At 69.1% G+C, this 25,427-nt stretch carries 22 protein-coding genes and 1 tRNA gene; 15 read left to right on the forward strand and 8 right to left on the reverse strand.

Annotated elements, in window-relative coordinates:
• Positions 1-6: 6 nt before the first annotated feature.
• The 3 genes from topA to MTBSS4_RS01625 all read left to right on the forward strand — a co-directional run bounded on the left by topA (position 7) and on the right by MTBSS4_RS01625 (position 4,087).
• On the forward strand, positions 7-2,688 hold the full coding sequence (gene topA / locus MTBSS4_RS01615) for a type I DNA topoisomerase (RefSeq protein ID WP_173981631.1): 2,682 nt from the start codon (positions 7-9) through the stop codon (positions 2,686-2,688).
• A gap of 121 nt (positions 2,689-2,809) precedes the next feature.
• Positions 2,810-3,970, forward strand: coding sequence for an aminotransferase (locus tag MTBSS4_RS01620; protein ID WP_173981632.1), 1,161 nt, complete (start codon positions 2,810-2,812; stop codon positions 3,968-3,970).
• 40 nt (positions 3,971-4,010) lie between these two features.
• Positions 4,011-4,087 (forward strand) — tRNA-His (locus MTBSS4_RS01625).
• A gap of 15 nt (positions 4,088-4,102) precedes the next feature.
• On the opposite strand, the gene MTBSS4_RS01630 is transcribed toward MTBSS4_RS01625, so the two are convergent.
• The 8 genes from MTBSS4_RS01630 to mutM all read right to left on the reverse strand — a co-directional run bounded on the left by MTBSS4_RS01630 (position 4,103) and on the right by mutM (position 12,069).
• Positions 4,103-5,944, reverse strand: coding sequence for an ABC transporter ATP-binding protein/permease (locus MTBSS4_RS01630; protein ID WP_173981633.1), 1,842 nt, complete (start codon positions 5,942-5,944; stop codon positions 4,103-4,105).
• Complete coding sequence (locus tag MTBSS4_RS01635) at positions 5,941-6,576, reverse strand: hypothetical protein (protein WP_173981634.1); 636 nt, start codon at positions 6,574-6,576, stop codon at positions 5,941-5,943. The genes MTBSS4_RS01630 and MTBSS4_RS01635 overlap by 4 nt, the downstream gene beginning before the upstream one ends.
• Positions 6,577-6,589: 13 nt before the next feature.
• Positions 6,590-7,657, reverse strand: coding sequence for an A/G-specific adenine glycosylase (mutY, locus tag MTBSS4_RS01640; protein WP_173981751.1), 1,068 nt, complete (start codon positions 7,655-7,657; stop codon positions 6,590-6,592).
• Between the two features lie 78 nt (positions 7,658-7,735).
• Positions 7,736-9,145, reverse strand: coding sequence for a chromosomal replication initiator protein DnaA (gene dnaA, locus MTBSS4_RS01645; RefSeq protein WP_173981635.1), 1,410 nt, complete (start codon positions 9,143-9,145; stop codon positions 7,736-7,738).
• Between the two features lie 517 nt (positions 9,146-9,662).
• Complete coding sequence (rpsT, locus tag MTBSS4_RS01650) at positions 9,663-9,935, reverse strand: 30S ribosomal protein S20 (protein ID WP_173981636.1); 273 nt, start codon at positions 9,933-9,935, stop codon at positions 9,663-9,665.
• A 115-nt stretch (positions 9,936-10,050) separates the two neighbouring features.
• Positions 10,051-10,827, reverse strand: coding sequence for an enoyl-CoA hydratase (locus MTBSS4_RS01655; protein WP_173981637.1), 777 nt, complete (start codon positions 10,825-10,827; stop codon positions 10,051-10,053).
• 25 nt (positions 10,828-10,852) lie between these two features.
• Complete coding sequence (locus MTBSS4_RS01660; protein WP_173981638.1) at positions 10,853-11,212, reverse strand: hypothetical protein; 360 nt, start codon at positions 11,210-11,212, stop codon at positions 10,853-10,855.
• 17 nt (positions 11,213-11,229) lie between these two features.
• Positions 11,230-12,069 (reverse strand): bifunctional DNA-formamidopyrimidine glycosylase/DNA-(apurinic or apyrimidinic site) lyase, encoded by an 840-nt coding sequence (gene mutM, locus MTBSS4_RS01665; protein ID WP_173981639.1) that lies wholly within the window; start codon positions 12,067-12,069, stop codon positions 11,230-11,232.
• A 135-nt stretch (positions 12,070-12,204) separates the two neighbouring features.
• On the opposite strand from mutM, the gene MTBSS4_RS01670 reads away from it, so the two are divergent.
• The 12 genes from MTBSS4_RS01670 to MTBSS4_RS01725 all read left to right on the forward strand — a co-directional run bounded on the left by MTBSS4_RS01670 (position 12,205) and on the right by MTBSS4_RS01725 (position 25,423).
• The gene (locus MTBSS4_RS01670; protein ID WP_254432325.1) at positions 12,205-12,780 is read left to right on the forward strand and encodes a J domain-containing protein; all 576 of its coding nucleotides are present in this window, start codon (positions 12,205-12,207) and stop codon (positions 12,778-12,780) included.
• 15 nt (positions 12,781-12,795) lie between these two features.
• Positions 12,796-13,797, forward strand: coding sequence for a cobaltochelatase subunit CobS (gene cobS, locus MTBSS4_RS01675; RefSeq protein WP_173981641.1), 1,002 nt, complete (start codon positions 12,796-12,798; stop codon positions 13,795-13,797).
• Positions 13,794-15,674 carry a cobaltochelatase subunit CobT gene (gene cobT / locus MTBSS4_RS01680; RefSeq protein WP_173981642.1) on the forward strand — a complete coding sequence of 627 codons (1,881 nt, stop codon included), beginning with the start codon at positions 13,794-13,796 and terminating at the stop codon, positions 15,672-15,674. The genes cobS and cobT overlap by 4 nt, the downstream gene beginning before the upstream one ends.
• Before the next feature lie 2 nt (positions 15,675-15,676).
• The gene (locus MTBSS4_RS01685; RefSeq protein WP_173981643.1) at positions 15,677-17,260 is read left to right on the forward strand and encodes a sensor histidine kinase; all 1,584 of its coding nucleotides are present in this window, start codon (positions 15,677-15,679) and stop codon (positions 17,258-17,260) included.
• Positions 17,261-17,363: 103 nt separating this feature from the next.
• Positions 17,364-18,332 (forward strand): sirohydrochlorin chelatase, encoded by a 969-nt coding sequence (locus MTBSS4_RS01690; protein WP_173981644.1) that lies wholly within the window; start codon positions 17,364-17,366, stop codon positions 18,330-18,332.
• An 8-nt stretch (positions 18,333-18,340) separates the two neighbouring features.
• Entirely contained in the window at positions 18,341-18,958 is a 618-nt protein-coding gene (locus MTBSS4_RS01695; protein ID WP_173981645.1) for a precorrin-8X methylmutase, read from the forward strand.
• Positions 18,955-20,139, forward strand: coding sequence for a precorrin-6y C5,15-methyltransferase (decarboxylating) subunit CbiE (cbiE, locus tag MTBSS4_RS01700; protein ID WP_173981646.1), 1,185 nt, complete (start codon positions 18,955-18,957; stop codon positions 20,137-20,139). The genes MTBSS4_RS01695 and cbiE overlap by 4 nt, the downstream gene beginning before the upstream one ends.
• Positions 20,136-20,849, forward strand: a complete 714-nt coding sequence (cobI, locus tag MTBSS4_RS01705) for a precorrin-2 C(20)-methyltransferase (RefSeq protein WP_173981647.1) — start codon at positions 20,136-20,138, stop codon at positions 20,847-20,849. The genes cbiE and cobI overlap by 4 nt, the downstream gene beginning before the upstream one ends.
• A complete protein-coding gene (gene cobJ, locus MTBSS4_RS01710) occupies positions 20,840-22,636 on the forward strand; it encodes a precorrin-3B C(17)-methyltransferase (RefSeq protein WP_173981648.1) in 1,797 nt (598 codons plus the stop codon). The genes cobI and cobJ overlap by 10 nt, the downstream gene beginning before the upstream one ends.
• 148 nt (positions 22,637-22,784) lie before the next feature.
• The gene (prfA, locus tag MTBSS4_RS01715; protein WP_173981649.1) at positions 22,785-23,861 is read left to right on the forward strand and encodes a peptide chain release factor 1; all 1,077 of its coding nucleotides are present in this window, start codon (positions 22,785-22,787) and stop codon (positions 23,859-23,861) included.
• 4 nt (positions 23,862-23,865) lie between these two features.
• Positions 23,866-24,714, forward strand: a complete 849-nt coding sequence (prmC, locus tag MTBSS4_RS01720; protein ID WP_173981650.1) for a peptide chain release factor N(5)-glutamine methyltransferase — start codon at positions 23,866-23,868, stop codon at positions 24,712-24,714.
• Positions 24,715-24,931: 217 nt separating this feature from the next.
• A complete protein-coding gene (locus tag MTBSS4_RS01725) occupies positions 24,932-25,423 on the forward strand; it encodes a DUF4167 domain-containing protein (protein WP_173981651.1) in 492 nt (163 codons plus the stop codon).
• Positions 25,424-25,427 lie beyond the last annotated feature (4 nt).

Genomic DNA, 25,427 nt, shown 5'->3' on the forward strand with positions numbered 1-25,427 from the left:
GCACAGATGAAAGTCGTCGTCGTCGAGTCTCCCGCCAAGGCCAAGACCATCAACAAGTACCTGGGCAGCGATTTCCAGGTGCTGGCCTCGTTTGGCCACATCCGCGACCTGCCGCCCAAGGACGGCTCGGTCCGCCCCGACGAGGGCTTCGCCATGGACTGGGAGACCGATCCCAAGTCCGAACGCCACATCAAGGACATCGCCGCCGCGGTCAAGGGAGCCGAGGGGCTGTACCTCGCCACCGACCCGGATCGCGAGGGCGAGGCCATCTCGTGGCATGTCCGCAGCGTGCTGGAAAGTCGCAAGGCGCTGAAGGGGGTCGAGGTCAAGCGGGTGGTGTTCCACGAGATCACCAAGACCGCCGTGCTGGACGCCATGCGCCATCCCCGCGACATCGACCAGCCGCTGGTGGACGCCTATCTGGCGCGCCGGGCGCTCGACTATCTGGTGGGCTTCACCCTGTCGCCGGTGCTGTGGCGCAAGCTGCCGGGCTCGCGCTCGGCCGGCCGGGTCCAGTCGGTGGCGCTGCGCCTGATCTGCGAGCGCGAATCCGAGATCGAGGCGTTCCGCACCCAGGAATACTGGACCATCGCCGCCGAGTTCAAGACCCCCAAGGGCGCCGTCCTGGGCGCGGCGCTGACCCATCTGGACGGCCGCAAGCTCGACAAGTTCGACCTGCCCGACGAGGCCGCCGCCCGCGAGGCCGAGAAGAAGGCCGCCGCCGCCGCCTATTCCGTCGCCAAGGTCGAGCGCAAGCGGGCGAGGCGCAATCCCTATCCGCCCTTCACCACCTCGACATTGCAGCAGGAAGCCAGCCGCAAGCTCTATTTCGGCGCCCAGCGGACCATGCAACTGGCCCAGCGCCTGTACGAGGGCGTCGATATCGGCGGCGAGACCGTCGGTCTGATCACCTATATGCGAACCGACGGCGTCCAGATGGCGGCCGAGGCCATCGCCCGGGCCCGCGAGGTGATCGGCGATGAATTCGGCAAGGCCTACGTGCCCGAGGCGCCGCGCCTCTACAAGACCAAGGCCAAGAACGCCCAAGAGGCGCACGAGGCCATCCGTCCCACCGATCTGGCCCGCAAGCCGGACGACGTCGCCCGCTATCTCGACAAGGACCAGCTCCGCCTCTACGAACTGATCTGGAAGCGCACCCTGGCCAGCCAGATGGCCTCGGCCGAACTGGATCAGGTGGCGGTGGACATCGCCAGCGCCGACCGCCAGATCACCTTCCGCGCCACCGGCTCGGTGGTGGTGTTCGACGGCTTCATGAAGGTCTATCAGGAAGACCGCGACGACGCCGAGGGCGAGGACGCGGAAAAGCTGCTGCCCGACGTCGCCGAGAAGGACGACATGGTCCGCAAGGGCCTGAAGGCCGACCAGCATTTCACCCAGCCGCCGCCCCGCTTTTCCGAGGCCAGCCTGGTCAAGCGCATGGAGGAACTGGGCATCGGCCGGCCCTCCACCTATGCCTCGATCCTGACGGTGCTCCAGGACCGCAATTACGTCCGCCTCGACAGCCGCCGCTTCATCCCCGAGGATCGCGGCCGGCTGGTCACCGCCTTCCTGGAAAGCTTCTTCGGCCGCTATGTGGAATACAACTTCACCGCCGAGCTGGAGAACCAGCTGGACGACATCTCCGGCGGCCGCATCGACTGGAAAGCGGTGCTGGAGCAGTTCTGGAAGGCGTTCTCCGGCTCGGTGGACGAGACCCGGGACCTGCGCGTCACCCAGGTGCTGGACGCGCTCGACCAGTTGCTGGGGCCGCATTTCTTCCCCGACGACGGCTCGGGCCACGACCCCCGCGTCTGCCCCACCTGCTCGGCCGGCCGGCTGTCGCTGAAGCTGGGCAAGTTCGGCGCCTTCATCGGTTGCTCGGCCTATCCCGAATGCCGCTTCACCCGCCCGCTGACCAGCGGCGAGAGCGCCGGCGACGACGAGGTCCGCGAAGGTCCCAAGGAATTGGGCAGCGACCCGGCGAGCGGCCTGCCGGTCAGCTTGCGCAAGGGACCTTACGGCTATTACGTCCAGTTGGGCGACGAGAGCACCCTGAAGGCCGAGCCGGCGCCCGAGCCCGCCCCCCCGGCCAAGGGCAAGAAGCCGGCCAAGCCGAAGGCGCCCAAGGCGCCCAAGCCCAAGCGGGTGTCGCTGTTCCGGGGGCTGGAGGCGGCCGACGTCACCCTTGACGTCGCCTGCCGGCTGCTGGCGCTGCCCCGCGAGGTCGGCCCGCACCCCGAGACCGGGCTGATGATCAAGGCGGGCGTCGGCAAGTTCGGCCCCTACCTGATGTATGACGGCGGCTACAAGTCGCTGGCCAAGGGCGACGACGTGCTGACCATCGGCATGAACCGCGCCGTCGAGCTGCTGGCCCAGCCCAAGGGGGGCAAGGGCGCCGCCGGGCCGCTCAAGACCCTGGGCGAGCACGACGGCAAGCCGGTGACCCTGCACGAGGGCAAGTACGGCCCCTATGCGTCCAGCAACGGCGTCCACGCCACCCTGCCCAAGGATTCCTCGCTGGAGACCATCACCCTGGACGAGGCGGTGGCGCTGATCAAGGCCAAGGCCGCCAGGGGACCGGCCAAGCCGGCGCGGAAGACCGCCGCCAAGGCCGCGCCGGCCAAGAAGGCCCCGGCGAAGAAGGCCCCGGCCAAGCCCAAGGCGAAGCCCAAGAAGGCGGCGGAGTAGGGCATCCTTCGAGACGGCCGCTTCGCAGCCTCCTCAGGATGAGGAAAACAGGTCCGGCCTCATCCTGAGGAGGCTGCGAAGCGGCCGTCTCGAAGGGCGAGGCCGTTGGGAGATGGAACAGATGAAACCCGCCAATTCCATCCTGTCGTCGTTCGGCACCACCATCTTCGAGACCATGTCGCGTCTGGCCCAGGCCCATGGCGCCGTCAATCTGGGCCAGGGCTTCCCCGAGGGGCTGGAACCCGCCGGGGTGATCGCCAAGGCCGCCGAGGCGGTGACCAATGGCCCCAACCAGTATCCCTCCATGATGGGCACCCCCGAACTGCGCCAGGCCATCGCCGCCCACGACCGGCGGTTCTACGGCCTGGACCTCGACCCCATGGCCGAGGTGATGGTGACGTCCGGCGCCACCGAGGCGCTGGCGTCCTGCCTGTTCGGCCTGATCGAGCCCGGCGACGAGGTGGTGCTGATCGAGCCGCTCTACGATTCCTATCTGCCCATCATCCGCCGGGCCGGCGGCATCCCCAAACTGGTGCGGGTCGAGCCGCCCCACTGGGACCTGCCGCGCGAGGCGCTGGCGGCGGCGTTTTCCGAACGCACCAAGCTGATCGTCCTCAACACCCCCATGAACCCGGCCGGCAAGGTGTGGAGCGCCGACGACCTTTCCTTCCTGGCCGGCCTGCTGGAGCGTTTCGACGCCTACGCGGTCTGCGACGAGGTCTACGAGCACCTGGTCTACGACGACCGCCGCCATGTTCCGCTGATCACCCTGCCCGGCATGCGGGACCGCTGCCTCAAGATCGGCTCGGCCGGCAAGATCTTCTCGCTGACCGGCTGGAAGGTGGGCTGGGTGATCGCCGCGCCGGCATTGCTTCAGCCGGTGGCCAAGGCGCACCAGTACCTCACCTTCACCACGCCCCCCAACCTACAGGCGGCGGTGGCCTTCGGCCTGGGACTGGACGACGGCTACTACCAGGGGCTGACCCGTCTGCTTCAGGCGCGGCGCGACCATCTGGCCGCCGGCCTGGAACGGGTGGGATTCCGGGTGCTGGAGACCGGCGGCAGCTATTTCATCTCGGCCGATTTCCGCCCGCTGGGCTTCGCCGGCGACGACGAGGAATTCTGCCGCCTGATCACCGAGCGGGCCGGCGTCGCCGCCATCCCGGTCAGCGCCTTCTACCAGGGCCGCGATGTCGCCCATTTCGCCCGATTTTGCTTCGCCAAGACCGACGCGGCCATCGATATGGCGATCGAGCGGCTGGAACGCCACTTCCGCTCTTGACGGCCCCCGTCGGACTTCGCTAAACATGCGGCCTCCGGTGGCGGGTGTAGCTCAGTTGGTTAGAGCGCCAGTTTGTGGTACTGGATGTCGCCGGTTCGATTCCGGTCACTCGCCCCATCCCCCCTCTTCGCATCAGGCCAGTTCCCCGGCCAGCCGCTCCTCCAGCAGGGCGGCTTCCTGCTGCTTGCGCCACATGGCGGCATAGCGGCCGCCGGCGGCCAGCAACTGGGCGTGGCGGCCGCGCTCGACCACCCGGCCCTGTTCCAGCACCACGATCTCGTCGGCGTCGACCACGGTGGACAAGCGGTGCGCCACGATCAGGGTGGTGCGGTCCTTCGAGACCTCGCGCAGCGACACCTGGATTTCCTTTTCGGTATGGGTGTCCAGCGCGCTGGTCGCCTCGTCGAAGATCAGGATGGCGGGGCGCTTCAAGATGGTCCGCGCGATGGCGACGCGCTGCTTTTCGCCGCCCGACAGCTTCAGTCCGCGCTCGCCCACCCTGGTGTCGTAGCCCTGGGGCAGCGACGCCACGAAATCGTGGATGCGGGCCAGCCGGGCGGCCTCCTCGATCTCGTCCTGGGTCGCTCCGGGGCGGCCATAGGCGATGTTGTAGCGGATGGAATCGTTGAACAGCACGGTGTCTTGCGGAACGATGCCGATGGCGGCGCGCAAGCTCGCCTGGGTGACGTCGCGAATATCCTGGCCATCGATGGCGATGATGCCGTCGCCCACGTCGTAGAAGCGGAACAGCAGCCGCGAGATGGTGCTCTTGCCCGCCCCCGACGGGCCGACGATGGCCAGGGTCCGCCCGGCCGGCACGGTGAAGCCGACGCCGGCCAGAATCTGGCGGTCGGGATCGTAGCCGAAGCTGACGGCATCGAAACGGACCTCGCCACCCCGGACCTCCAGCGGCCGGGCATCGGCGGAATCCTCGATCTCGGCGTTCTCGCGCAGCAGGCGGAACATGGATTCCATGTCGGTCAGCGATTGCTTGATCTCGCGGTAGACGAAGCCCAGGAAGTTGAGCGGCATGTAAAGCTGGATCAGATAGGCGTTCACCAGCACGAAATCGCCCAGCGTCATGGTTCCGGCCACCACCCCCCTGGCCGCCTGGATCATCACCAGGGTCAGGCCGATCGCGATGATGGCGCCCTGGCCGATGTTGAGCATGGACAAGGTGACCTTGCTCTTGGTGGCGGCTTCCTCGTAGCGGGCCAGGGCCTTGTCGTAGCGGCCAGCCTCGTGGTCCTCGTTGCAGAAGTACTTTACCGTCTCGAAGTTCAGCAGCGAATCGATGGCCTTGGTCGATGCCTCGGAATCGGTCTCGTTCATGGCGCGGCGGAACTTGGTCCGCCATTCGGTGACCGCCAGGGTGTACAGCACGTAGACGGCGATGGTCGCCGCCGTGATCAGGGCGAAGCTGATGTCGTAAAGCCCCCACAGAACCGCCGTGACCAGGGCGATTTCCAGCAGGGTCGGCAGGATGTTGAACAGCATGAAGTTCAACAGGAACTCGATGCCCTTGGTGCCGCGCTCGATCGCCCTGGACACGCCGCCGGTCTGGCGGTCGAGGTGAAAGCGCAGCCCCAGCCGGTGCAGATGGCGAAACACCCCCAGCCCCACCGTGCGGATGGCGCTTTGCGCCACCTTGACGAAAACGATGTCGCGCAGTTCGGCGAAGGTGCCCGACAGGATGCGGGCCAGGCCATAGGCCAGCAGGATCGCCACCGGCACCGCCATCGCCATGTCGGGCCGGACGGTCAGGGCGTCCACCGCCTGCTTGTAAAGCAGCGGGATACCGATTCCGACGCCCTTGGCCGCCACCAGCAGGACCATGGCGATGGCGACCCGCGCCCGCAAGGCGGGCTGGCCCGGCGGCCACAGATAGGGAAACAGGGTGCGAAGCGTCGTCCAGTCGGCCGACGGCCCACGGCCGCGCGCCTGATCGAAGGTCGAGGGGGCGCGCAGTCTCATGGCGTTCCGTTCGGGCAGGGGTGGGCGGGCTGGGCCGGATCGCAGACCGAGACCCCCCGCAGGAAGCCCGACCATTCGTGCAGCATGGAATCGGGAATCGGAGCCGGCTCGTTACGGCCGAACGCCGGCCCCCGCCAGACCCGCTGGATCACGTACAAGGCCGCCTTGCCGCGAATGGCCTTGACCGCCACCAGGCCGCCATGGCCGCTCTTGCGCCCCTTGGTGCAGGTCACGGTCAGGGTCGAGACCGGATAGCCGTTGGTCAGCCCCTCGGTGACCGGACTGGGGCCGGACGCCTCGCAATTGGTCCGGCTGGTCTCGATGATGCCCTGGATGAAGTCGCGGGCCGCCGCCTTGGAATCGGCGATCACCTGGACGGACATCATCTCGGTCCAGGTCTCGCTGGTCTGGCCCGGCGGAAACATCTGGCGGGTGATGGTGACCTGTCCGACGCTGTTGCCCTGAATCTGCCATCCGGCCGGCGGCGTCAGCACCAGCCGCTCGGTGATCTCGGCCGAAGGGGCCGCCCCCTGGGACGATGGCTGCTGGCGCGGCTGCGGCCGCATCTGGGCCAGGGCGGCATCGGGGAGGACAAGCGGGGCCAGGACGGCGAAAACGACAAGCGGCTTCATGGAAACTCCATTCTCAATAACCCTTGGCCAGGGCATGGCTGACCACCTTGCGCATCAGGGTGGGCAGGGCCTGCTCGACCAGCCGGTCCAGCGGACACCACGACCCCCGCGCCGCCGCCCCCGCCGTGGCCCGGGCGGTCGCCACCGTCAGTTCCAGATGGAAATGGGTGAAGGTGTGGCGCACGCCCCCCGGCAGCAGGCGCCAGTCGGCCAGCAGGGCCGACCGGGGCAGCGGCGCCTCGGCCCCGGCATCGGCCAGCGACCAGGGCTCATCCCGCCACTCGGTGCCGGGCACCTCCATCATCCCGCCCAGAAGGCCCTTGGGCGGCCGCCGGCGCAACAGCACCTCGCCGGCGCGCGAAACGGTCCAAAAGGCGATGCCGCGACGGGTGGGGCGTTCCGGCTTGGCGGCGCGGGCCGGCAGGTCGGCCTCGATCCCCGCCCGCCGGGCCTGGCAGGATTCCATCCACGGACAGATGCCGCAAGCGGGTTTGCGGGGGGTGCAGATGGTCGCGCCCAGATCCATCACCGCCTGGGCATAATCGCCCGGCCGGTCCGAAGGGGTGAGGGCGGCGGCCAGCGCCTTAAGGGTGGGCTTGGCCCGGGGCGGCGGATCGGTCACGGCGTACAGCCGCGCCATCACCCGCTCGACGTTGCCGTCCATCACCACGGCGGGGCGTCCGAAGGCAATGGCGGCGATGGCGGCGGCGGTGTACTCGCCGATGCCGGGCAGTTGCCGCAACCCGGCCTCGTCGGCGGGAAAGCGGCCGTGACGCCACTCCGCCACCGTCCTGGCGCACTGGTGCAGATTGCGGGCGCGGGCGTAGTAGCCCAGTCCGGCCCAGGCCTGCATGACATCCTCCACCGGCGCCGCCGCCAGCGCCTCGACGCTGGGCCAGCGGCCGACGAAGGCCTGGAAATAGGGCAGCACCGCCGCCACCGTGGTCTGCTGCAACATCACCTCGGACAGCCACACCCGATAGGGGTCGGCGGCCTCGCCCGGCGGCGCCCGCCAGGGCAGGACCCTGCGGTCGCGGTCGTACCAGGCGAGCAGGCGATGCGGCGAGGGAACGTCGGACATGGCGAGAGGATAGTGCAAAATCCGGATTCCGTGGCGAAGAAACCGGCCGTCCCCGTCCACGGCAAGCGGGATGCCGCCCTACCCTTGAAGCATGCGGCGCAGCAGTTCCACGTCCTCGGCGAAGTTGGAATCGCTTTCCTTCAGCTCCTCCACCTTCTTGACCGCGTGCATGACGGTGGTGTGGTCGCGGCCGCCGAACTTGCGGCCGATCTCGGGCAGCGAGCGGGACGTCAGCTGCTTGGCCAGATACATGGCGATCTGGCGGGGCCGCGCCACCTGGCGCGAGCGCCGGGCCGAGCTCATCTCGGCCAGCTTGATGGTGAAGTGCTCGGCAACCTTCTTCTGGATCTCCTCGATGGTGATCCGGCGGTCGGACGAGCGCAGCAGGTCCTGAAGCACCTCCTGGGTGGTTTCCAGGGTGATGGCGCGACCGACCAGTTGGGAATGGGCGACGACGCGGTTCAGGGCGCCTTCCAACTCGCGGACGTTGGAGGCGATCTTGTGGGCCAGGAACTCCATCACCTTCTGCGGCACCAGCACGCTCATCTGCTCGGCCTTGGAATGCAGGATGCCCAGGCGCAATTCGTAGGTGGTGGCGTGAATGTCGGCCACCAGACCGCAGGCCATGCGCGAGCGCAGCCGCTCCTCGATGCCTTCCAGGTCAGAAGGCGACTTGTCGGCCGAGATCACGATCTGACGGCCCTGGTCCACCAGGGCGTTGAAGGTGTGGAAGAACTCCTCCTGGGTGGCATCCTTGCCAGCGATGAACTGGACGTCGTCGATCATCAGCACGTCGACCGAACGGAACTGCTCCTTGAAGCTCATGGTGTCCTGGTGCCGGAGCGCCCGGATGAACCGGTACATGAACTTCTCGGCCGACAGGTACAGCACGCTGCGGTCCGGCTTGCGCTCGCGGATGTGATGGGCGATGGCGTGCATCAGGTGGGTCTTGCCCAGGCCGACGCCGCCATAGAGGAACAGCGGATTGAACGACACCGAATCGGCGTCCGCCACCCGGTTGGCGGCGGCGTAGGCGAATTCGTTGGGCTTGCCCACCACGAAATTCTTGAAGGTGAAGCGGGGGTCGAGCTGGGCGCCCAGTTCGTCCATCTCGGCGGCGGCGTTGACATTGGCCGGCGCGCAAGGCGCCTTGGCGGCGGCGGGAAGGGCAGTGGCGGCGGGCGAGCCGGCGGGAGCCGGCGTGTTGACCAGGGTCGGGGCGGGAAGCGGGGCGACGGTGGCGCGGGCGGCGCCCACCACGATCTCGACGTTGCGGATGCCGGGATTCTCGGCCCCCCACAGGGCGCGGATGCGCTCGGCGTAATGGGTGGCGACCCAGTCGCGCATGAAGCGGGTGGGAAGCGCCAGCTTGACGTCGCCGCCATTGATGCCGTGCAGGGTGATCGGACGCAGCCACGAGCGGTAGGCGGCATCGCCGACCTCGTCCTTCAGCCTGACCTTCACGCGGTCCCACTCAGTCTTGCCCATTATGCATCCCCACTTCCTCAAGCCCTTCACTCGCAGGCGATCGCCCAATCCTTGGCAACCACCCGCTCCCCTGTTCGGGGCCGCCGCGACCGCGTCCCCGATTCCCCGCCGGAAAGACCGGCCGTCCGGCAAGCACCCGACCGCTCCGCACCGCCCCGGAAGGATGCCGCGAGGTTTCCGCCGCGGAGTCTTACCCTGATGGGAGCAAGTCTGTAAACCCGCCAACAGTCCTAATACAAAACGTAACGCACCGTCTGTGGCCCGCTTCACAGAATTTGTGACGCGGCCCAAGAACAAATTAAATAAAAACTTGGTGGTTTCTCTGCGGGTTCTTCCGCTACCGAGGAGTGCGACTCTAGCGATGCGCTCCGATGCTGGCAACGTGATCGGAACGCGAACACTGAAAATTTTTCCCTTGCAATTCCAGACTCGGGAGAACGCCTGGGATTTCCAACGACAAAGGCCGCGCCCAGGGGCGCGGCCTTTGAAAAATGGAATGAAACCAGAGACTTGGCGACTAGGCCAGCGGCTTCATGTCCTTGACGCGGGCGGCGAGGCGGGAAACCTTCCGGGATGCGGTGTTCTTATGCAGCACGCCGCCCTGGACGCCCCTCATCATCTGGGGCTCGGCCTCGCGCAGGGCGGTCTTGGCGGCCTCGGAATCGCCGGAGGCGATGGCGAGTTCCACCTTCTTGACAAAGGTGCGGATACGGCTGACGCGGGCGCGATTGACCTCGGTGCGACGCTCGGTCTGGCGGATGCGCTTCTTAGCCGACGTGTGATGAGCCATGGACTGGAACCTTGGACCTGGGATGTAAATTCGAAGGCGGGGTTATATGTCCCCCGGCCCCGATCGTCAAGAGATGAATCGAGGCCCGGCGCGGCGGCCGGACCTCGGGGGCGCGTCAGCGGTTCTTGAAGGCGGGCGGGCGCTTCTCGACGAAGGCCGCCATGCCCTCCTTCTGGTCCTCGGTCGAGAAGGTGGAATGGAACAGCCGGCGCTCGAAGGTGACGCCCTGGGCCAGCATGGTCTCGAAGGCGGCGTTGACCGATTCCTTGCACAGCATGACGATGGGGCGCGACAGGCCGGCGATCTTGGTGGCGACCTTGACCGCCTCGTCCACCAGTTCCGCCACCGGCACGACGCGGCTGACCAGGCCGGCGCGCTCGGCCTCGGCGGCGTCCATCAGGCGACCGGTCAGGCACATTTCCATGGCCTTGGACTTGCCCACCGCGCGGGTCAGGCGCTGGGTGCCGCCGGCGCCGGGAATGGTGCCGATGGTGATCTCGGGCTGGCCGAACCTGGCGTTGTCACCGGCCAGGATGAAGTCGCACATCATGGCGACCTCGCAGCCGCCGCCCAGCGCGAAGCCCGCCACCGCCGCGACGATGGGCTTGCGGCACTTGGTGATCTGCTCCCAGCCGTTGGTGATGAAGTTCGAGACATAGACGTCCATGTAGCCGCGACTGGCCATTTCCTTGATGTCGGCGCCGGCGGCGAAGGCCTTGTCCGAACCGGTCAGCACGATGGCGCCGACGGCGTCGTCCTTCTCGAAGGCGTCCAGCGCCTGCCCCAGCTCGGCGATCAGGTCGGCGCACAGCGCGTTCATGGCCTTGGGCCGGTTCAGCGCGATCAGGCCGACATTGCCGCGGGTCTCGACGGTGATGTTCTCGAAAGCCATGAGGTTCCTTCCTTCCCTGTTTGTCTTATTCGGGTGAGATGGCGAAGCGGAGCGTGAGGGCGCCGCCCTTGACGACGGGGTCGAGACGCAACGTCTCGGCCTCGCGGCGGTACAGCGTGTCGCTTTCCCTGGTCCAGCCCAGTTGGGGCAGGGTGGCGGCGTAGAATTTCAGGACGTCGGCGGCCTTGACCCGCCCCTGGGCGTAGGCCTCGACGATGCGCCCCGACGGCGAATCGAAGGCCACCCCCGCCTCGACCGCCTCGGTCAGGCCGGGGGCCAGCGGCAGGTCCTCATAGGCGCCGAGAAAGCCGCCGGCCAGCGCCGGAGCGCCGCCCAGGATCGTCATCAGCGCCAAAGCGGCCATGGAATGCCGGATACGTGCCATGTCCAATGGCTATACCATCACCTTTGCCGCTCCGCACAATAGAAAGTGGACCGCCCGGCCTGGACGATCCGCTGGATGCCGCCGCAGGCCGGCGCCTCGGGACAGCCCGGACAGCGCTGGCCGGCGCGGCCGTAGACCTTGAAGCCGTGCTGGAAGTATCCCAGCTCGCCATCGGGACGCACATGGTCCCGAAGCGACGAGCCGCCGGCGGCGATGGCCTCCTCCAGCACCGCCCGGATGGCGGGAACCAGGGCCTCGCACTCGGCCATGCTCAGCGAGCCGGCCTCGCGCAGCGGCGAGATGCCGGCGCGGAACAGGCTTTCGCACACATAGATGTTGCCCAGCCCGGCGACATTGCGCTGATCCAGCAGCGCCGACTTGACCGGAGTGGCGCGGCCGGCCAGGGCGGCGGCCAGGGCGGCGGCGTCGAAGCCCGGTTCCAGCGGCTCCGGCCCGATACCGGCCAGCAGCGGATGGGCGTCCAGCTCCGACTCGCGGCACAGCGTCAGCAGGCCGAAGCGGCGGGGATCGGTCAGAGTCACCAGGGTGGCGTCATCGGTGACGAAGTCCACATGATCGTGGGGGCCGGGAGGAACGTTGCGCAGCGACGAGATCACCATGCGCCCCGACATGCCGAGATGCCCCAGCATGACCAGGCCGCCGTCCAGCCGCGTCACCAGATACTTGGCGCGCCGTCCCACCCGTTCGACCCGGCGGCCGGCGAGACTCTCGGCAAAGCCCTGGGGAAAGGGGTGGCGCAGCCCGTCCCGGCGGCAGACGACGGCGACGAAGCGGCGCCCCTCCCACACGCGGGCGAGGCCACGGGCGACGGTTTCGACCTCGGGAAGCTCGGGCATGGAAACACTCGGAAGATGGCGACGATCCGGTACTATCGGAGGGGGGAGGGGGAAAAGCCAGAAGATAAGGAACGGCGTTCCGCAGGCGGAGGCGCCTTGCCTTGGCGGGCTCCAGCCATCATTATGACCGGTGTGATGAGGTCATCGAGCACGCGAAGATCCTGGCGCACCGCCTTCGCGCCCCCAGAACCGCAGCCGTCCACACGGATTTGCGACCATCCTGGCTGCCGTCGCGAAGCCGAGCACCGGGCGCCGCGCTCGCGCCAGCAGCTCGACGAATATTACTGGTTCTGCCTGGACCACGTCCGCGAGTACAACGCCGCCTGGGACTATTACGCCGGCATGAAACCCGAGGAGATCGAGGCCGAAACCCGCAAGGACACCACATGGCAGCGCCCCACCTGGCCGCTGGGCATGCAGATGGGCAAGCGCCGGTTCAGCTTCACCATCCACGACCCGTTCGACGTCATGGACCACGAGACGGACGAGCCGCGCCGCAAGCCCCGCGTCCCCGCCACGCCGGAGGAAGAGGCCATGATGGTGCTCGGCCTCGCCGGTCCGCTGACCCACGATATCCTCAAGGCCCGCTACAAGGAGCTGGTCAAGCGCCACCATCCCGACGCCAATAACGGCGACAAGGAGGCGGAGGAGCGCTTCAAGCGCATCAACCAGGCCTACAACACCCTGAAGGCGAGCCTTGCCTCGGGGTAAACGGACAGTGAATCAATGACTTCCAAGACACAGAGCCCGCTTGCCTCGGACCACCCCCTGGCGACGCCCGACACGACAGTCAGCGCCCGCGACGTTTTCGGCCTCGACACCGACATGATGGTGCCAGCCTTCAGCCTGGGCAGCGAGCATGTCCCCGACGTGGACCCCGCCTACCGCTTCGACCCCGACACCACCCGCGCCATCCTGGCCGGCTTCGCCTTCAATCGCCGGGTGATGGTGCAAGGCTATCACGGCACCGGCAAGTCCACCCATATCGAGCAGGTGGCCGCCCGGCTGAACTGGCCGTGCATCCGGGTCAACCTGGACAGCCACATCAGCCGCATCGACCTGATCGGCAAGGACGCCATCGTGGTCAAGGACGGCAAGCAGATCACCGAGTTCCGCGAAGGCATCCTGCCCTGGGCGCTTCAGCATCCCTGCGCCCTGGTGTTCGACGAATACGACGCCGGCCGCCCCGACGTGATGTTCGTGATCCAGCGGGTGCTGGAGGTGGAGGGCCGGCTGACCCTGCTGGACCAGAACCGGGTGATCCGGCCCCATTCCGCCTTCCGCCTGTTCGCCACCGCCAACACCGTCGGCCTGGGCGACACCACCGGCCTCTATCACGGCACCCAGCAGATCAACCAGGGCCAGATGGACCGCTGGAACATCGTCGCCACCCTCAACTACCTGGAGCACGAGGCCGAGTGCTCCATCGTGGTCGCCAAGCTGAAAGATTACGATAATCCCGAGGGCCGCGAGACCGTGTCCAGGATGGTGATGCTGGCCGACCTCACCCGCGCCGGCTTCATGAACGGCGACATCTCGACGGTGATGAGCCCACGCACGGTGATCACCTGGGCCGAGAACGCCAGCATCTTCTCGGACCGGGCCTATGCCTTCCGCGTCACCTTCCTCAACAAGTGCGACGAAGTGGAACGCCCGATCCTGGCGGAATACTACCAGCGCTGCTTCGGCGAGGATCTGCCGGAGGGACCGGCACGGCTGCTGGCATGACCGGCAAGGGCGGCAATTCCGAAAAGGGAGCGGAGGCCGGCGAGACACCCGCCGACCTGATCCGGCGGAGCACGGCGGCGACGCTGCGGGCCATCTCCGGCCGCGCCGACCTGGACGTGGGCTATGCCGCCGGCCAGGGCTCGGTGCGCGGCGCCGAGATCAGGCTGCCGTCGCCGCCCCGCACCATCCTGGCCGCCGATCTGGCCCGCCTGCGCGGCACCGCCGACGCCATCGGGCTCCGCCTGCGCTATCACGACGATTCCGTCCACACCCGGCGCATGCCGGCGCTGCCCGAGGCCCGCAAGGTCTACGAGATGGTGGAACTGGCCCGGGTCGAGGCCCTGGGCGTCCGCCACATGGCCGGAGTTGCCGCCAACATCGCCGAGGTGCTGGAACAGCGCGCCCGCGCCGAGGGGCTCGACCGCGCCGTGCGGCGCGAGCAGGTGCCGCTGGCCGAGGCCATGCGCCTGATCGCCCGCGAACGCTTCGCCGGCCTGGCGCCGCCGCCGTCGGCGCGGGCGGCGGTGGACATGTGGCGCGAAGCGGTCGAGGCCAAGGCCGGCCCGACGCTGGACCGCATGAAGGACCTGCTGGGCGACCAGACCGCCTTCGCCGCCGAATTGCAGGACCTGCTGCGCGAACTGGACCTGGGCATCGACCAGTCCACCGACGAACAGGACGGCGAGGAATCCGAGGACGGCGACCAGGCCCAGGACGGCGCCTCCTCCGGCGAGCAGAAGGACGGCGCGGGCGAGGGCCAGGATCAGGTCGGCGACGGCGAGACCGAGGCTCCCGGCTCGTCCGAGGGCACCGGCGAGCAGGACGGCGCCATGGACGGCGACGACATCATGCTGATGGGCGCCGGCACCGAGGAACCGGGCGGTCCCAGCCGCGAACGGCCCGAGCGCCTGTCCAATTCCGCCGGACGCGACCAGCCCTACCGTCCCTTCACCACCGCCTTCGACCAAGTGGTGGGCGCCGAGGACCTGTGCGATCCCGAGGAACTGACCCGGCTGCGCTCGCAGCTCGACAACCAGTTGTCCCATCTTCAGGGCGTGGTGGCCAAGCTGGCCAACCGCCTGCAACGCAAGCTGATGGCGCAGCAGACCCGGTCGTGGGACTTCGACCTGGAGGAAGGCATCCTGGACACCGGGCGCCTCGCCCGCATCGTCGCCAACCCCATGCATTCGCTGTCGTTCAAGACCGAGAAGGAAACCAATTTCCGCGATACCGTGGTCTCGCTGCTGATCGACAATTCCGGCTCGATGCGCGGCCGCCCGATCACCGTCGCCGCCATGAGCGCCGACCTGCTGGCCCGCACCCTTGAACGCTGCGGCGTCAAGGTCGAGGTGCTGGGCTTCACCACCCGCGCCTGGAAGGGCGGCCAGGCCCGCGAGAAATGGCAGGCCGAGGGCAAGCCGGTCAATCCCGGCCGCCTCAACGACCTGCGCCACATCGTCTACAAGGCCGCCGACGCCCCCTGGCGCCGGGTGCGGCGCAACCTGGGCCTGATGCTGCGGGAAGGCATCCTGAAGGAGAACATCGACGGCGAGGCGCTGCTGTGGGCGCACGAACGCCTGATCTCGCGCCCGGAACAGCGGCGCATCCTGATGGTGATCTCGGACGGCGCCCCGGTGGACGATTCCACGCTTTCGGCCAATCCCGGCAACACCCTGGAAAAGCATCTGAGAGACGTCATCGCCTATATCGAGACCCGCTCGCCGGTGGAACTGGCGGCCATCGGCATCGGCCACGACGTCACCCGCTATTACCGCCGCGCCGTCACCATCATGGACGCCGAGGACCTGGGCGGCACCATGATGCGCCAGCTGACATCGCTGTTCGACGACGACGGACATCCGCCGCCGCGCCGCTGACCATGACCGCCCTGCCCCGCCCCAGGATCTTGCTGTCCGTCATCGCGGCGGTGATCCTGCTGGGCGGCGTCGGCGGCTTCGTCGCCACCATCTGGTCGGATCGCGACGCCACCCTGGCCGACTGGACCCTTGACCTGCGGCAGACATCGCACCTGATGGAAACCCGGGTCCGCGCCCTGCACGCCAACGCCCACGCCAACCTGCTGCGCATCGAGGACCGGCTGGCCGACCGTTCCCCGGCCGCCATCCGCGATTCCGAGGCCGAGCGCAAGTGGCTCGAACGGATACTGGCCGAGCTTCCCGCCGGCTTGGCCATTCACATCCACGACCACCGCGGCGAACTGCTTTTGTCCACCAACCGCGCGGAATCGCATTCCCGCCACCTCTCGGGGCCGGATCTGATCGCTCCGGCCATGTCGCGTCCCGGCCAGACCATCATCACCGCCGAAATCGCCGAGGACCGCGACCGCCGCCACGTCATCGTCCTCAGCCGCGCCCTGGTCGATTCCTCGGGAATCGTGCGGGGCGTCGCCAGGCTGCGGGTCGGCGGGGAATATTTCACCGATTTCTTCCACGGCCTTCAGCACGCCGACCGGGGCACCATCTTCCTGGTGGTGCGCCAGGACGGCGCCATGATCGCCCGCGATCCCCTGCCGGAAGGCGGGCAGCTGCTTCGCTTCGACGTCACCCGGCATCCCTTCACCGAGTTCGCCAGGGGAAACGAAGGCGTCTACCGCGCCCAGTCGGTGGTCGACGGGGCCGAACGCCTGGTGTCGTACCGCCACCTGCCCGACCTGGGGCTGGTGGTGACGTCCGGCATGACCATGGACATGGTGTTCCGCGACTGGACCATCCGCACCCAGCGCAACGCCGCCCTGCACGCCGCCGGCATCCTGCTGCTGCTGGCGCTGGCGACGATGACCGGCGAAAGCCTGCGCCACGAGACCCGGCTGCTGCGCTCGGTCGAGGGCAAGGCCGACGAACTGGCCGCCGCCCTGGACGAGAAGGACGTGCTGTTCCAGGAGGTCCATCACCGGGTGAAGAACAATCTTCAGGTCATCTCCAGCCTGCTGACCATGCAGTCCCTGCACGCCGACAGCGACGCCGCCAGGGATACCCTGCGGGACGCGCTGGACCGCATCCATTCCATGGGGCTGGTCCACCAGACGCTGTACGAGCGCAACATGGCCGCCAACGTCGACCTGGGCGTCTATTTCGGCCGGCTGGCCGAGGCGCTGGTCGGCGGCCACGGCCCGAGCGGCGGCGGCGTCACCGTCTCGGTGGACGTGACCGGCACCTTAGAACTGGACCGGGCGGTGCCGCTGGGCATGCTGGCGAACGAGGCGCTGTCCAACGCCCTGAAGCACGCCTTTCCCGCGGGGCGGGGCGGAGCCATTTCCATCTCGCTGACCGGTGACGAGACCTCGTGGCATTTCGCCGTCCGCGACGACGGTATCGGCATGCCGGCCCAGCCGGGCAAGGGAATCGGCCTCAGCCTGATCCGCGCCCTGACCCGCCAGCTGGGCGGCCGCTTCGCCATATCCAGGAACGGCGGCACCGCCATCGTGGTCACCTTTCCAAAGTGATTTCCGCTGGCATGGCGCCGCCGGGCTGGCCTATAGTCCGCCCTCTCCCGGCCGGAGGCACGGACCAGCCGGACCACACGCTCGAAGGCAAGGACCAGGCGCGATGACGGACAAGATCGGTGTGATGCTGTGCGGCCATGGCAGCCGCGACGTGGATGCCATCCGGGAATTCAACGTCCTGGCCCATCACCTCAAGCATCGCCTGCCCCACTACGCGGTCGACAGCGGCTTTCTCGAATTCGCCACCCCCATCATCCGGACCGGCCTGGACGCCCTGAAGGACCGGGGGGTTTCGCGCATCCTGGCCATTCCCGGCATGCTGTTCGCGGCCGGCCACGTCAAGAACGACCTGCCGTGGGAAATCAATTCCTTCGCCGCCGACAATCCCGGCCTGGACGTGCGCTACGGCCGCGAGCTGGCCATCGACCCCAAGCTGCTGAAGGCGGCCCGCGACCGCATCGAGCAGGCCGAGGCGCTGGGCGCCACCGGGGTCATCGAGCGTAAGGATACCCTGCTGCTGGTGGTCGGGCGCGGCACCAACGATCCCGACGCCAATTCCAACATCGCCAAGGTGGCGCGCATGCTGTGGGAAGGCATGGGCTTCGGCTGGGCCGAGATCGCCTTTTCCGGCGTCGCCCACCCCCTGGTCGACCAGGCGCTGGAACGTTCGGTGCGCCTGGGATACAAGCGGATCATCGTGTTTCCCTACTTCCTGTTCACCGGCATCCTGGTCAAGCGCATCTACGACTGGACCGACCAGGCCGCCGCCGCCCATCCCGGCACCGAATTCATCAAGGCCCCCTATCTCAACGACCATCCCCTGGTGGTCGACAGCTTCGTCGAGCGGGTCGAGGAAGTGCTGAACGGCGAGGCGAAGATGAACTGCCAATTGTGCAAATACCGCGAGCAGGTGGTGGGCTTCGAGGATTCGGTCGGCGCCGTCCAGGCCGGCCACCATCATCATGTGCGCGGCATCGGCACCGACGCCGACCATCACCACGATCACGGCCACGGCCATGGACATCATCATGGGCATGGGCATGGGCATCACCACCATCATCGCGACGAGTGAGGGCGGACGTGACCGGCTGGATCGCCGACCCGGCTGAAATCTACCGCCAGAGCTTCGCCATCATCCGGGCCGAGGCGAGGCTGGCGGCGGTGCCGGCCGATCTGTCCGATCTGGCGATCCGGGTGGCGCATGCCTGCGGCATGGTCGACGTGATCGACCATCTCGCCTGGAGCGCCGGGGCCGGCCTTGCCGGGACCCGCGCCCTGGCGGCGGGCCGGCCGGTCCTGGTGGATGCCGAGATGGTGGCCCACGGCATCATCCGCCGCCGTCTGACCGCCGGCAACGCCGTGATCTGTGCCTTGAACGAGGTGTCCGCCGCCGCCGCCGGGGCCGCCGGCACCACCCGTTCCGCCCTGGCGGTGGACCGTTGGGTTCCCCACCTGGACGGCGCGGTGGTCGCCATCGGCAACGCGCCGACCGCCCTGTTCCGCCTGCTGGAGCTGATCGAGGCCGGCGCCCCCCGCCCCGCCCTGATCCTGGGTTTCGCCGTCGGCTTCGTCGGCGCGGTGGAAAGCAAGGATGCCCTGATCGCCTCGGGCCTGCCCCATGTGGCGCTGCGGGGCCGGCGCGGCGGCAGCGCCATGGCGGCGGCGGCGGTCAACGCCCTGTCCGGGGGGCTGGAATGACCCCCTGGCTCACGGTGATCGGCATCGGCGAGGACGGCCTGGACGGTCTCGCCCCCGCCGCCCGGGTCCTGGTCGAGAACGCCGAGGTGCTGGTGGGCGGCGCCCGCCATCTCGCCATGGCGCCCGAGGGCGGGGCCGAGCGGCTGCCCTGGGCCAGCCCGTTCTCCGAATCCCGCGTCCTGCTGGAGCGCCTGCGCGGCCGCCGCGTGGTGGTCCTGGCCAGCGGCGATCCCATGTGGTTCGGCGCCGCCGCCACCCTGGCGGACTGGTTCGAGCCGGATGAGATCACCGTCATCTCCCATCCGGGTGCGTTCTCGCTGGCGGCGGCGCGGCTGAAGTGGCCGTTGCAGGACTGCCTGTGCCTGACCGCCCATGGCCGCCCGGTCGAGGCGCTGTCGCTGCATTTCGCCCCCGGCCGGCGGCTGCTGATCCTGTCGGAGGACAAAACCACCCCGGCGGCGGTGGCGCGGCAACTGGAGCGCCACGGCTACGGCGCCTCGGCCATCACCGTGCTGGAGCGCCTGGGTGGCGGCGGCGAGCGCGTCGTCCCCGGCACCGACGCCGTCGCCGATCTCAATGTGGTGGCGGTGGAATGCGGGATTGCTCCGGGCCGGCGGCCGCTGGGGCCGGGCTTCGGCCTGCCCGACGAGGCCTTCCGCCACGACGGCCAGCTGACCAAGCGCGACATCCGCGCCGTCACCCTGGCGGCGCTGGCGCCGCTGCCCGGCGAGATGCTGTGGGATGTCGGCGCCGGCAGCGGCTCGGTCGCCATCGAATGGATGCGGGCCGGCGGCCGCGCCATCGCCATCGAACCCAACGCCGAACGGGCGGAAATCATCGCCCACAACGCCGCCACCCTGGGGGTTCCCGGACTGGAGATCGTTTCCGCCCGCGCTCCCGCCGGATTGCCGCTGGGCGGCGACGCCCCCGACGCCGTCTTCGTCGGCGGCGGCGTGTCGGAACCCGGCCTGCTCGACATCTGCCGCGCCGCCCTGAAGCCGGGCGGACGGCTGGTGGCCAACGCCGTCACCGCGGAGGGCGAGGCAGCCCTGATCGCCTTTCACGCCGGCCATGGCGGCGAGATGACGCGGCTGTCCGTGGCCCGCCTCGTCCCGGTGGGCGGCTTCCACGCCTGGCGTCCGGCCATGCCGGTCACCCAGTACGCGGGATGGAAGCGATGAGCGAGGCGAAGCCGGGCGGCACCCTGTTCGGCCTGGGCATCGGTCCCGGCGATTCCGAGCTGCTGACGCTCAAGGCGGCGCGCATCCTGGGCGAGGTCCCGGTGCTGGCCTGGCCGGCGCCGCTGGAGGGCGACGGCATGGCCCGCGCCATCGCCGCCGCCCATATTCCGCCCGGCCGGATCGAGATTCCCATCCGCATGGGCTTCACCGCCGACCGCGACGGCGCCGAGGCCGCCTATGACCGTGCCGCCGCCGCCATCGCCGGCCACCTGGACGAGGGACGCGACGTCGCCGTGCTGTGCGAGGGCGACCCGCTGTTCTTCGGTTCGTTCATCTATCTGTTCGCCCGCCTGTCGCCGCGCTTTCCGGTGGAGATCGTGCCGGGCGTGTCGTCGGTGATGGCGGCGGCGGCAAGCCTTCGGACGGCGCTGTCGGCCTGGGACGACGGCGTGGCGATCATTCCCGCCACCCGCCCGGAGACCGAGATCGAGGCGCTGGCGGCGGCGGCCGATTCGGTGGCGATCATGAAGGTCGGCCGGCACCTGCCCAAGGTCCGCCGCGTGCTGGAACGGCTGGGCCTGTGGGAGCAGGCCCGCGTCATCGAGCGGATCGGCCTGCCCGATCAACGCATCCACGATCCCCTTTCGGTGGGCGAACTGCCCTATTTCTCCATCATCCTGACCCATCGGCGAGGCAAGGCATGGCTGTGACGGACATCGCGCTGGTGGTGATCACCCCCGCCGGACTGGAAACCGCCCACGGCCTGCGCTCGGTCCTGCCCGGAGCCCGCATCCACGGCCTGGCCGGACGGGTGGAGGGCGACGAGAGCTTCACCGACGCCATGGCCCATTTGCGGGCCTTGTTCGTGGCCGGCACCAGCATCGTCGGCGTCTGCGCGGCCGGCATCCTGATCCGGGCCGTGGCCCCGCTGCTGGCGGACAAGCGGGCCGAACCGCCGGTCCTGGCGGTGGCGGTGGACGGTTCGTCGGTGGTGCCGCTGCTGGGCGGCCATCGCGGCGCCAACGCCCTGGCCCAGCGCGTCGCCCAGGCCCTGGGCGTGGCCCCGGCGCTGACCACCGCCGGCGAACTGGCCCTGGGGCTGGCGCTGGACGACCCGCCGCCGGGCTGGCGCATCGCCAATCCCGCCGCCGCCAAATCGGTGGCCGCCGCCCTGCTGGCCGAGGAGCCGGTATCGCTGGAAGTGGAGACCGGTGATTCCGGCTGGCTGGATGGCCTCGTCTTCACCGGGGAAGCCGGTCACGCCATCCGGATCACCGACCGCGCCGTCACCCCCGACGACCATGAACTGGTGTTCCATCCGCCGGTCCTGACCCTGGGCGTCGGCTGCGAACGCCACGCCGCCCCCGACGAGTTGATCGGTCTGGTCCGCGCCACCCTGGCGGCCGAGGCGCTGTCGCCGCTGGCGGTGGCCTGCGTCGCCAGCATCGACCTCAAGGCCGACGAGGCGGCCGTTCACGCCCTGGCCGCCGAACTGGGGGTGCCGGCCCGATTCTTCACCGCCGCCGAACTGGAACGCGAGGCCGACCGGCTGGCCACGCCGTCGGACGTGGTGTTCGCCGAGACCGGCTGCCACGGCGTCGCCGAGGGCGCCGCCCTGGCCGCCGCCGACCCCAGGGCCGACCTGATCGTTCCCAAGGTCAAGAGCGCGCGCGCCACCTGCGCCGTCGCCCGCTCGCCGGTGGCCATCGATCCCCTGGCGGCCGGCCGGCCGCGCGGACGGCTGTTCGTGGTCGGCATCGGCCCCGGCACGCCGGAATGGCGTTCGCCCGAGGCCGCCGCCGCCATCGCCGCCTCGACCGACCTGGTGGGGTACGGTCTCTATCTCGACCTGCTGGACGCGGCGACGCTGGGCAAGGCCCGCCACGAGAGCGCCCTGGGCGCCGAGGAGACCCGCGCCCGCAAGGCCCTCGACCTGGCGGCCGAGGGACGGACGGTGTCGCTGGTCTGCTCGGGCGATCCCGGCATCTACGCGCTCGCCACCCTGGTGTTCGAGCTGATGGACCGGGAGAAACGGCCGGACTGGAACCGCCTCGACATCACCGTGGTGCCCGGCATCTCGGCGTTGCAGGCGGCGGCGGCCCGGTCCGGCGCCCCGGTCAACCACGATTTTTGCACCATCTCGCTGTCCGACCTGCTGACCCCCTGGGAAAGCATCGAGGCCCGCCTGAAGGCGGCGGCGGCGGCCGATTTCGTGGTGTGCTTCTACAATCCGGTGTCCAACCGCCGCCGCGACCAGCTGCCGCGCGCCCGCGACATCCTGCTGACCGGCCGCCCGCCGGAAACGCCGGTGATCCTGGCCCGCCAACTGGGCCGCCCCGGCGAGACCGTCGAGGTCATCGCCCTGTCCGAGCTGTCGGCCGACAAGGTCGACATGCTGACCATGGTGGTGGTGGGATCGAGCGAGACCCGCAGCTTCACCGCCGGCGAACGGACCTGGACCTACACTCCCCGGGGCTACGGCAAGAAGATGGGGTGAGGCGCGGCCCCCGTCCCGCCGCGATCGGAACGCCCCGGACAGCATGCTCGGTGTTGACGAAGCGCCGGGAATCCCCTAGTGCACGGATTCAGCGTCCCGCGCCGTCCGCAGGGCGGGGCCTCCGGAGACGCATATTGGAAACCGCCTCATGAATCTGGACAGCCAATTCGACAAGGTGCTCTACCGCCACGACGAACTGCGGGCGCAGCTGGCGTCGGGCGAGGGCATCGATTCCTCGACCATCGTCCGGCTGTCCAAGGAATTGTCCGAGCTTGATCCGGTGGTCGAGGCGGTGCAGGCCTTCCGCAAGGCCAGGGAGGAAATGGCCGACGCGGCGGTGATGATGCAGGACGCCTCGGCCGACGCCGAAATGCGCGCCCTGGCCGAGGAGGAGTTCTACGCGCTCAAGGACCAGTTGACCGCCCTGGAACGCAATGTCCAGGTCATGCTGCTGCCCAAGGACGAGGACGACGAGAAGAACGCCATCCTGGAGGTCCGCGCCGGCACCGGCGGCGACGAGGCCGCCCTGTTCGCCGCCGAACTTTTCCGCATGTACGAGCGCTATGCCGGATTGCAGGGCTGGCGGTTCGAGGTCATGGACGTCAACGACACCGGCATCGGCGGCGTCAAGGAGGCCAGCGCCACCATCACTGGCCGGGGCGTCTTCGCCCGCCTGAAGTTCGAATCCGGCGTTCATCGGGTCCAGCGGGTGCCGGCCACCGAATCCCAGGGCCGCATCCACACCTCGGCCGCCACCGTGGCGGTTCTGCCCGAGGCCGAGGAGGTCGACATCCAGATCGACGACAAGGACCTGCGCGTCGACGTCTACCGGTCGCAGGGCTCCGGCGGTCAAAGCGTCAACACCACCGATTCGGCGGTGCGCGTCACCCATCTGCCCACCGGCCTCGCCGTCGCCTGCCAGCAGGAAAAGAGCCAGCACAAGAACAAGGCCACCGCCATGAAGCTGCTGCGCGCCCGCCTGTACGAGCGCGAACGCTCGGCCAAGGACGCCGCCCGCGCCGCCGACCGCAAGAGCCAGGTGGGCTCGGGCGACCGCTCGGAACGCATCCGCACCTACAATTTCCCCCAGGGCCGGGTCACCGACCACCGCATCAACCTGACGCTGTACAAGATCGATCAGGTGATGACCGGCGACGCCCTGGGCGAGGTGATCGACGCCCTCATCTCCTCCGATCAGGCCGAGCGTCTGGCCGAGATGAGCTGACGCCATGCTGACCGTGGCGCAGCTTCTTCACGCCGCCGCCGGACGTCTGGCGGCCGCCGGAATCGAAACCTCGCGCCTGGACGCCCGCCTGCTGCTGGCCGAGGCGCTGGGCATGCAGCCGCAACGTCTGTCCATGCATCCGCAACTGGAGCCGTCCGCCGCCGAGGCCGGACGGTTCGAGGCGCTGCTGGAACGGCGGCTGTCGCGCCGCCCCATGAGCCAGGTGCTGGGCCGGCGCGGCTTCTGGACCCTGGAGCTGGCGGTCAGCGCCGACACCCTGACGCCGCGCCCCGACACCGAAACGGTGGTCGAGGCGGTGCTGGCCGCCCTGGCCGGGGACAGGGGCCGACCCCGGCGGGTTCTCGACCTCGGCACCGGCACCGGATGCATTCTGCTGGCGCTGCTGTCCGAACTGGGCTTCGCCTCCGGGCTGGGCATCGACCGCAGCGACGCCGCCCTGGCCGTGGCCCGCCGCAATGCCGAGGCGCTGGGGCTGGCCGGGCGGGCGGCGTTCCAGTCCGGCGACTGGGGACGGGGGCTTGCCGGCGTCTTTGACGTCATTGTTTCCAACCCGCCCTATATCCCCGACGCCGAGATCGACGGCCTGGAACCGGAAGTGGCGCGGTTCGAACCGCGCCTCGCCCTGGCCGGCGGCGCCGACGGCCTCGACTGCTATCGGGCGCTGGCTCCCGACATCGCCCGGCTGCTGGCCCCCGGCGGAGTGGCGGCGCTGGAGGTCGGCGCCGGCCAGGCCGGCGACGTCGCCGCCCTGCTGGGCGCCGCCGGACTGGAACAGCGGGAAATTCGCCGCGACCTCGGCGGCATCGACCGCTGCGTCGTGGTGTCGTTATAAAAAAGTTGTTGGAATAGCGCGGCGGCCGGACTAGGTTGGCGCCAGCACGCGCAGTCCTTCGTCGGGGGACCGCGTAGAGCCGATGGCTCCGCCCCTCGACCCCTGTGCCGTGAAATCCCCCATCGCCGCCCCTCGACAGGTAGCGAGACCGCCGTGCAGCAATGTCGGCCACCCGGATTTGAGCAACAGTCGCAACGACCCATAGAAGGCGTATCCCGTGAATCCCAAGCAGCGTTCCCGCGGCCGCGGTCCCAGCGGTCCCAATGGTCTCAACGGCCCCAAGAAGCATGGCGGCGGTGGTGGCGGCGGCGGCGGCGGCGGCATCCCCCGCCCCAATCAGGTTTTCGACAGCAACGGCCCCGAGGGCCGCATCCGGGGCAACGCCCATCAGGTGCTGGAAAAGTACCTGTCGCTGGCCCGCGACGCCTCGTCCCAGGGCGACCGCGTCGCCGCCGAGAATTTCTACCAGCATGCGGAACACTATTTCCGCATGATCAACGCCCAGAACCAGAACAACGGCCGCCCGCGCCAGCAGATGCCGACCCCCGCCGACGAGCAGGGCATGACGTCCGAGGGTGACGAGGAGGGCAGCCAGGCCGAGGGCGCCGAGGCCCAGCCCCAATCCCAGGCCCAGCCGCAGCCGCCCCAGCCGCTTCCGGAAATCCCCGGCGAAGGCCCCCAGCCCTCGATCGAGCCGCGCGAGGCCTGACGCC

The organism is Magnetospirillum sp. SS-4, from assembly GCF_902729425.1.
In the GTDB taxonomy this organism is placed as follows: domain Bacteria; phylum Pseudomonadota; class Alphaproteobacteria; order Rhodospirillales; family Magnetospirillaceae; genus Phaeospirillum.

Coding starts and splice junctions, on each gene's coding strand:
- topA (WP_173981631.1), top strand. CDS start 7: ATGAAAGTCGTCGTCGTCGAGTCTCCCGCCAAGGCCAAGACCATCAAC.
- MTBSS4_RS01620 (WP_173981632.1), top strand. CDS start 2,810: ATGAAACCCGCCAATTCCATCCTGTCGTCGTTCGGCACCACCATCTTC.
- MTBSS4_RS01630 (WP_173981633.1), bottom strand. CDS start 5,944: ATGAGACTGCGCGCCCCCTCGACCTTCGATCAGGCGCGCGGCCGTGGG.
- MTBSS4_RS01635 (WP_173981634.1), bottom strand. CDS start 6,576: ATGAAGCCGCTTGTCGTTTTCGCCGTCCTGGCCCCGCTTGTCCTCCCC.
- mutY (WP_173981751.1), bottom strand. CDS start 7,657: ATGTCCGACGTTCCCTCGCCGCATCGCCTGCTCGCCTGGTACGACCGC.
- dnaA (WP_173981635.1), bottom strand. CDS start 9,145: ATGGGCAAGACTGAGTGGGACCGCGTGAAGGTCAGGCTGAAGGACGAG.
- rpsT (WP_173981636.1), bottom strand. CDS start 9,935: ATGGCTCATCACACGTCGGCTAAGAAGCGCATCCGCCAGACCGAGCGT.
- MTBSS4_RS01655 (WP_173981637.1), bottom strand. CDS start 10,827: ATGGCTTTCGAGAACATCACCGTCGAGACCCGCGGCAATGTCGGCCTG.
- MTBSS4_RS01660 (WP_173981638.1), bottom strand. CDS start 11,212: ATGGCACGTATCCGGCATTCCATGGCCGCTTTGGCGCTGATGACGATC.
- mutM (WP_173981639.1), bottom strand. CDS start 12,069: ATGCCCGAGCTTCCCGAGGTCGAAACCGTCGCCCGTGGCCTCGCCCGC.
- MTBSS4_RS01670 (WP_254432325.1), top strand. CDS start 12,205: ATGAGGTCATCGAGCACGCGAAGATCCTGGCGCACCGCCTTCGCGCCC.
- cobS (WP_173981641.1), top strand. CDS start 12,796: ATGACTTCCAAGACACAGAGCCCGCTTGCCTCGGACCACCCCCTGGCG.
- cobT (WP_173981642.1), top strand. CDS start 13,794: ATGACCGGCAAGGGCGGCAATTCCGAAAAGGGAGCGGAGGCCGGCGAG.
- MTBSS4_RS01685 (WP_173981643.1), top strand. CDS start 15,677: ATGACCGCCCTGCCCCGCCCCAGGATCTTGCTGTCCGTCATCGCGGCG.
- MTBSS4_RS01690 (WP_173981644.1), top strand. CDS start 17,364: ATGACGGACAAGATCGGTGTGATGCTGTGCGGCCATGGCAGCCGCGAC.
- cbiE (WP_173981646.1), top strand. CDS start 18,955: ATGACCCCCTGGCTCACGGTGATCGGCATCGGCGAGGACGGCCTGGAC.
- cobI (WP_173981647.1), top strand. CDS start 20,136: ATGAGCGAGGCGAAGCCGGGCGGCACCCTGTTCGGCCTGGGCATCGGT.
- cobJ (WP_173981648.1), top strand. CDS start 20,840: ATGGCTGTGACGGACATCGCGCTGGTGGTGATCACCCCCGCCGGACTG.
- prfA (WP_173981649.1), top strand. CDS start 22,785: ATGAATCTGGACAGCCAATTCGACAAGGTGCTCTACCGCCACGACGAA.
- prmC (WP_173981650.1), top strand. CDS start 23,866: ATGCTGACCGTGGCGCAGCTTCTTCACGCCGCCGCCGGACGTCTGGCG.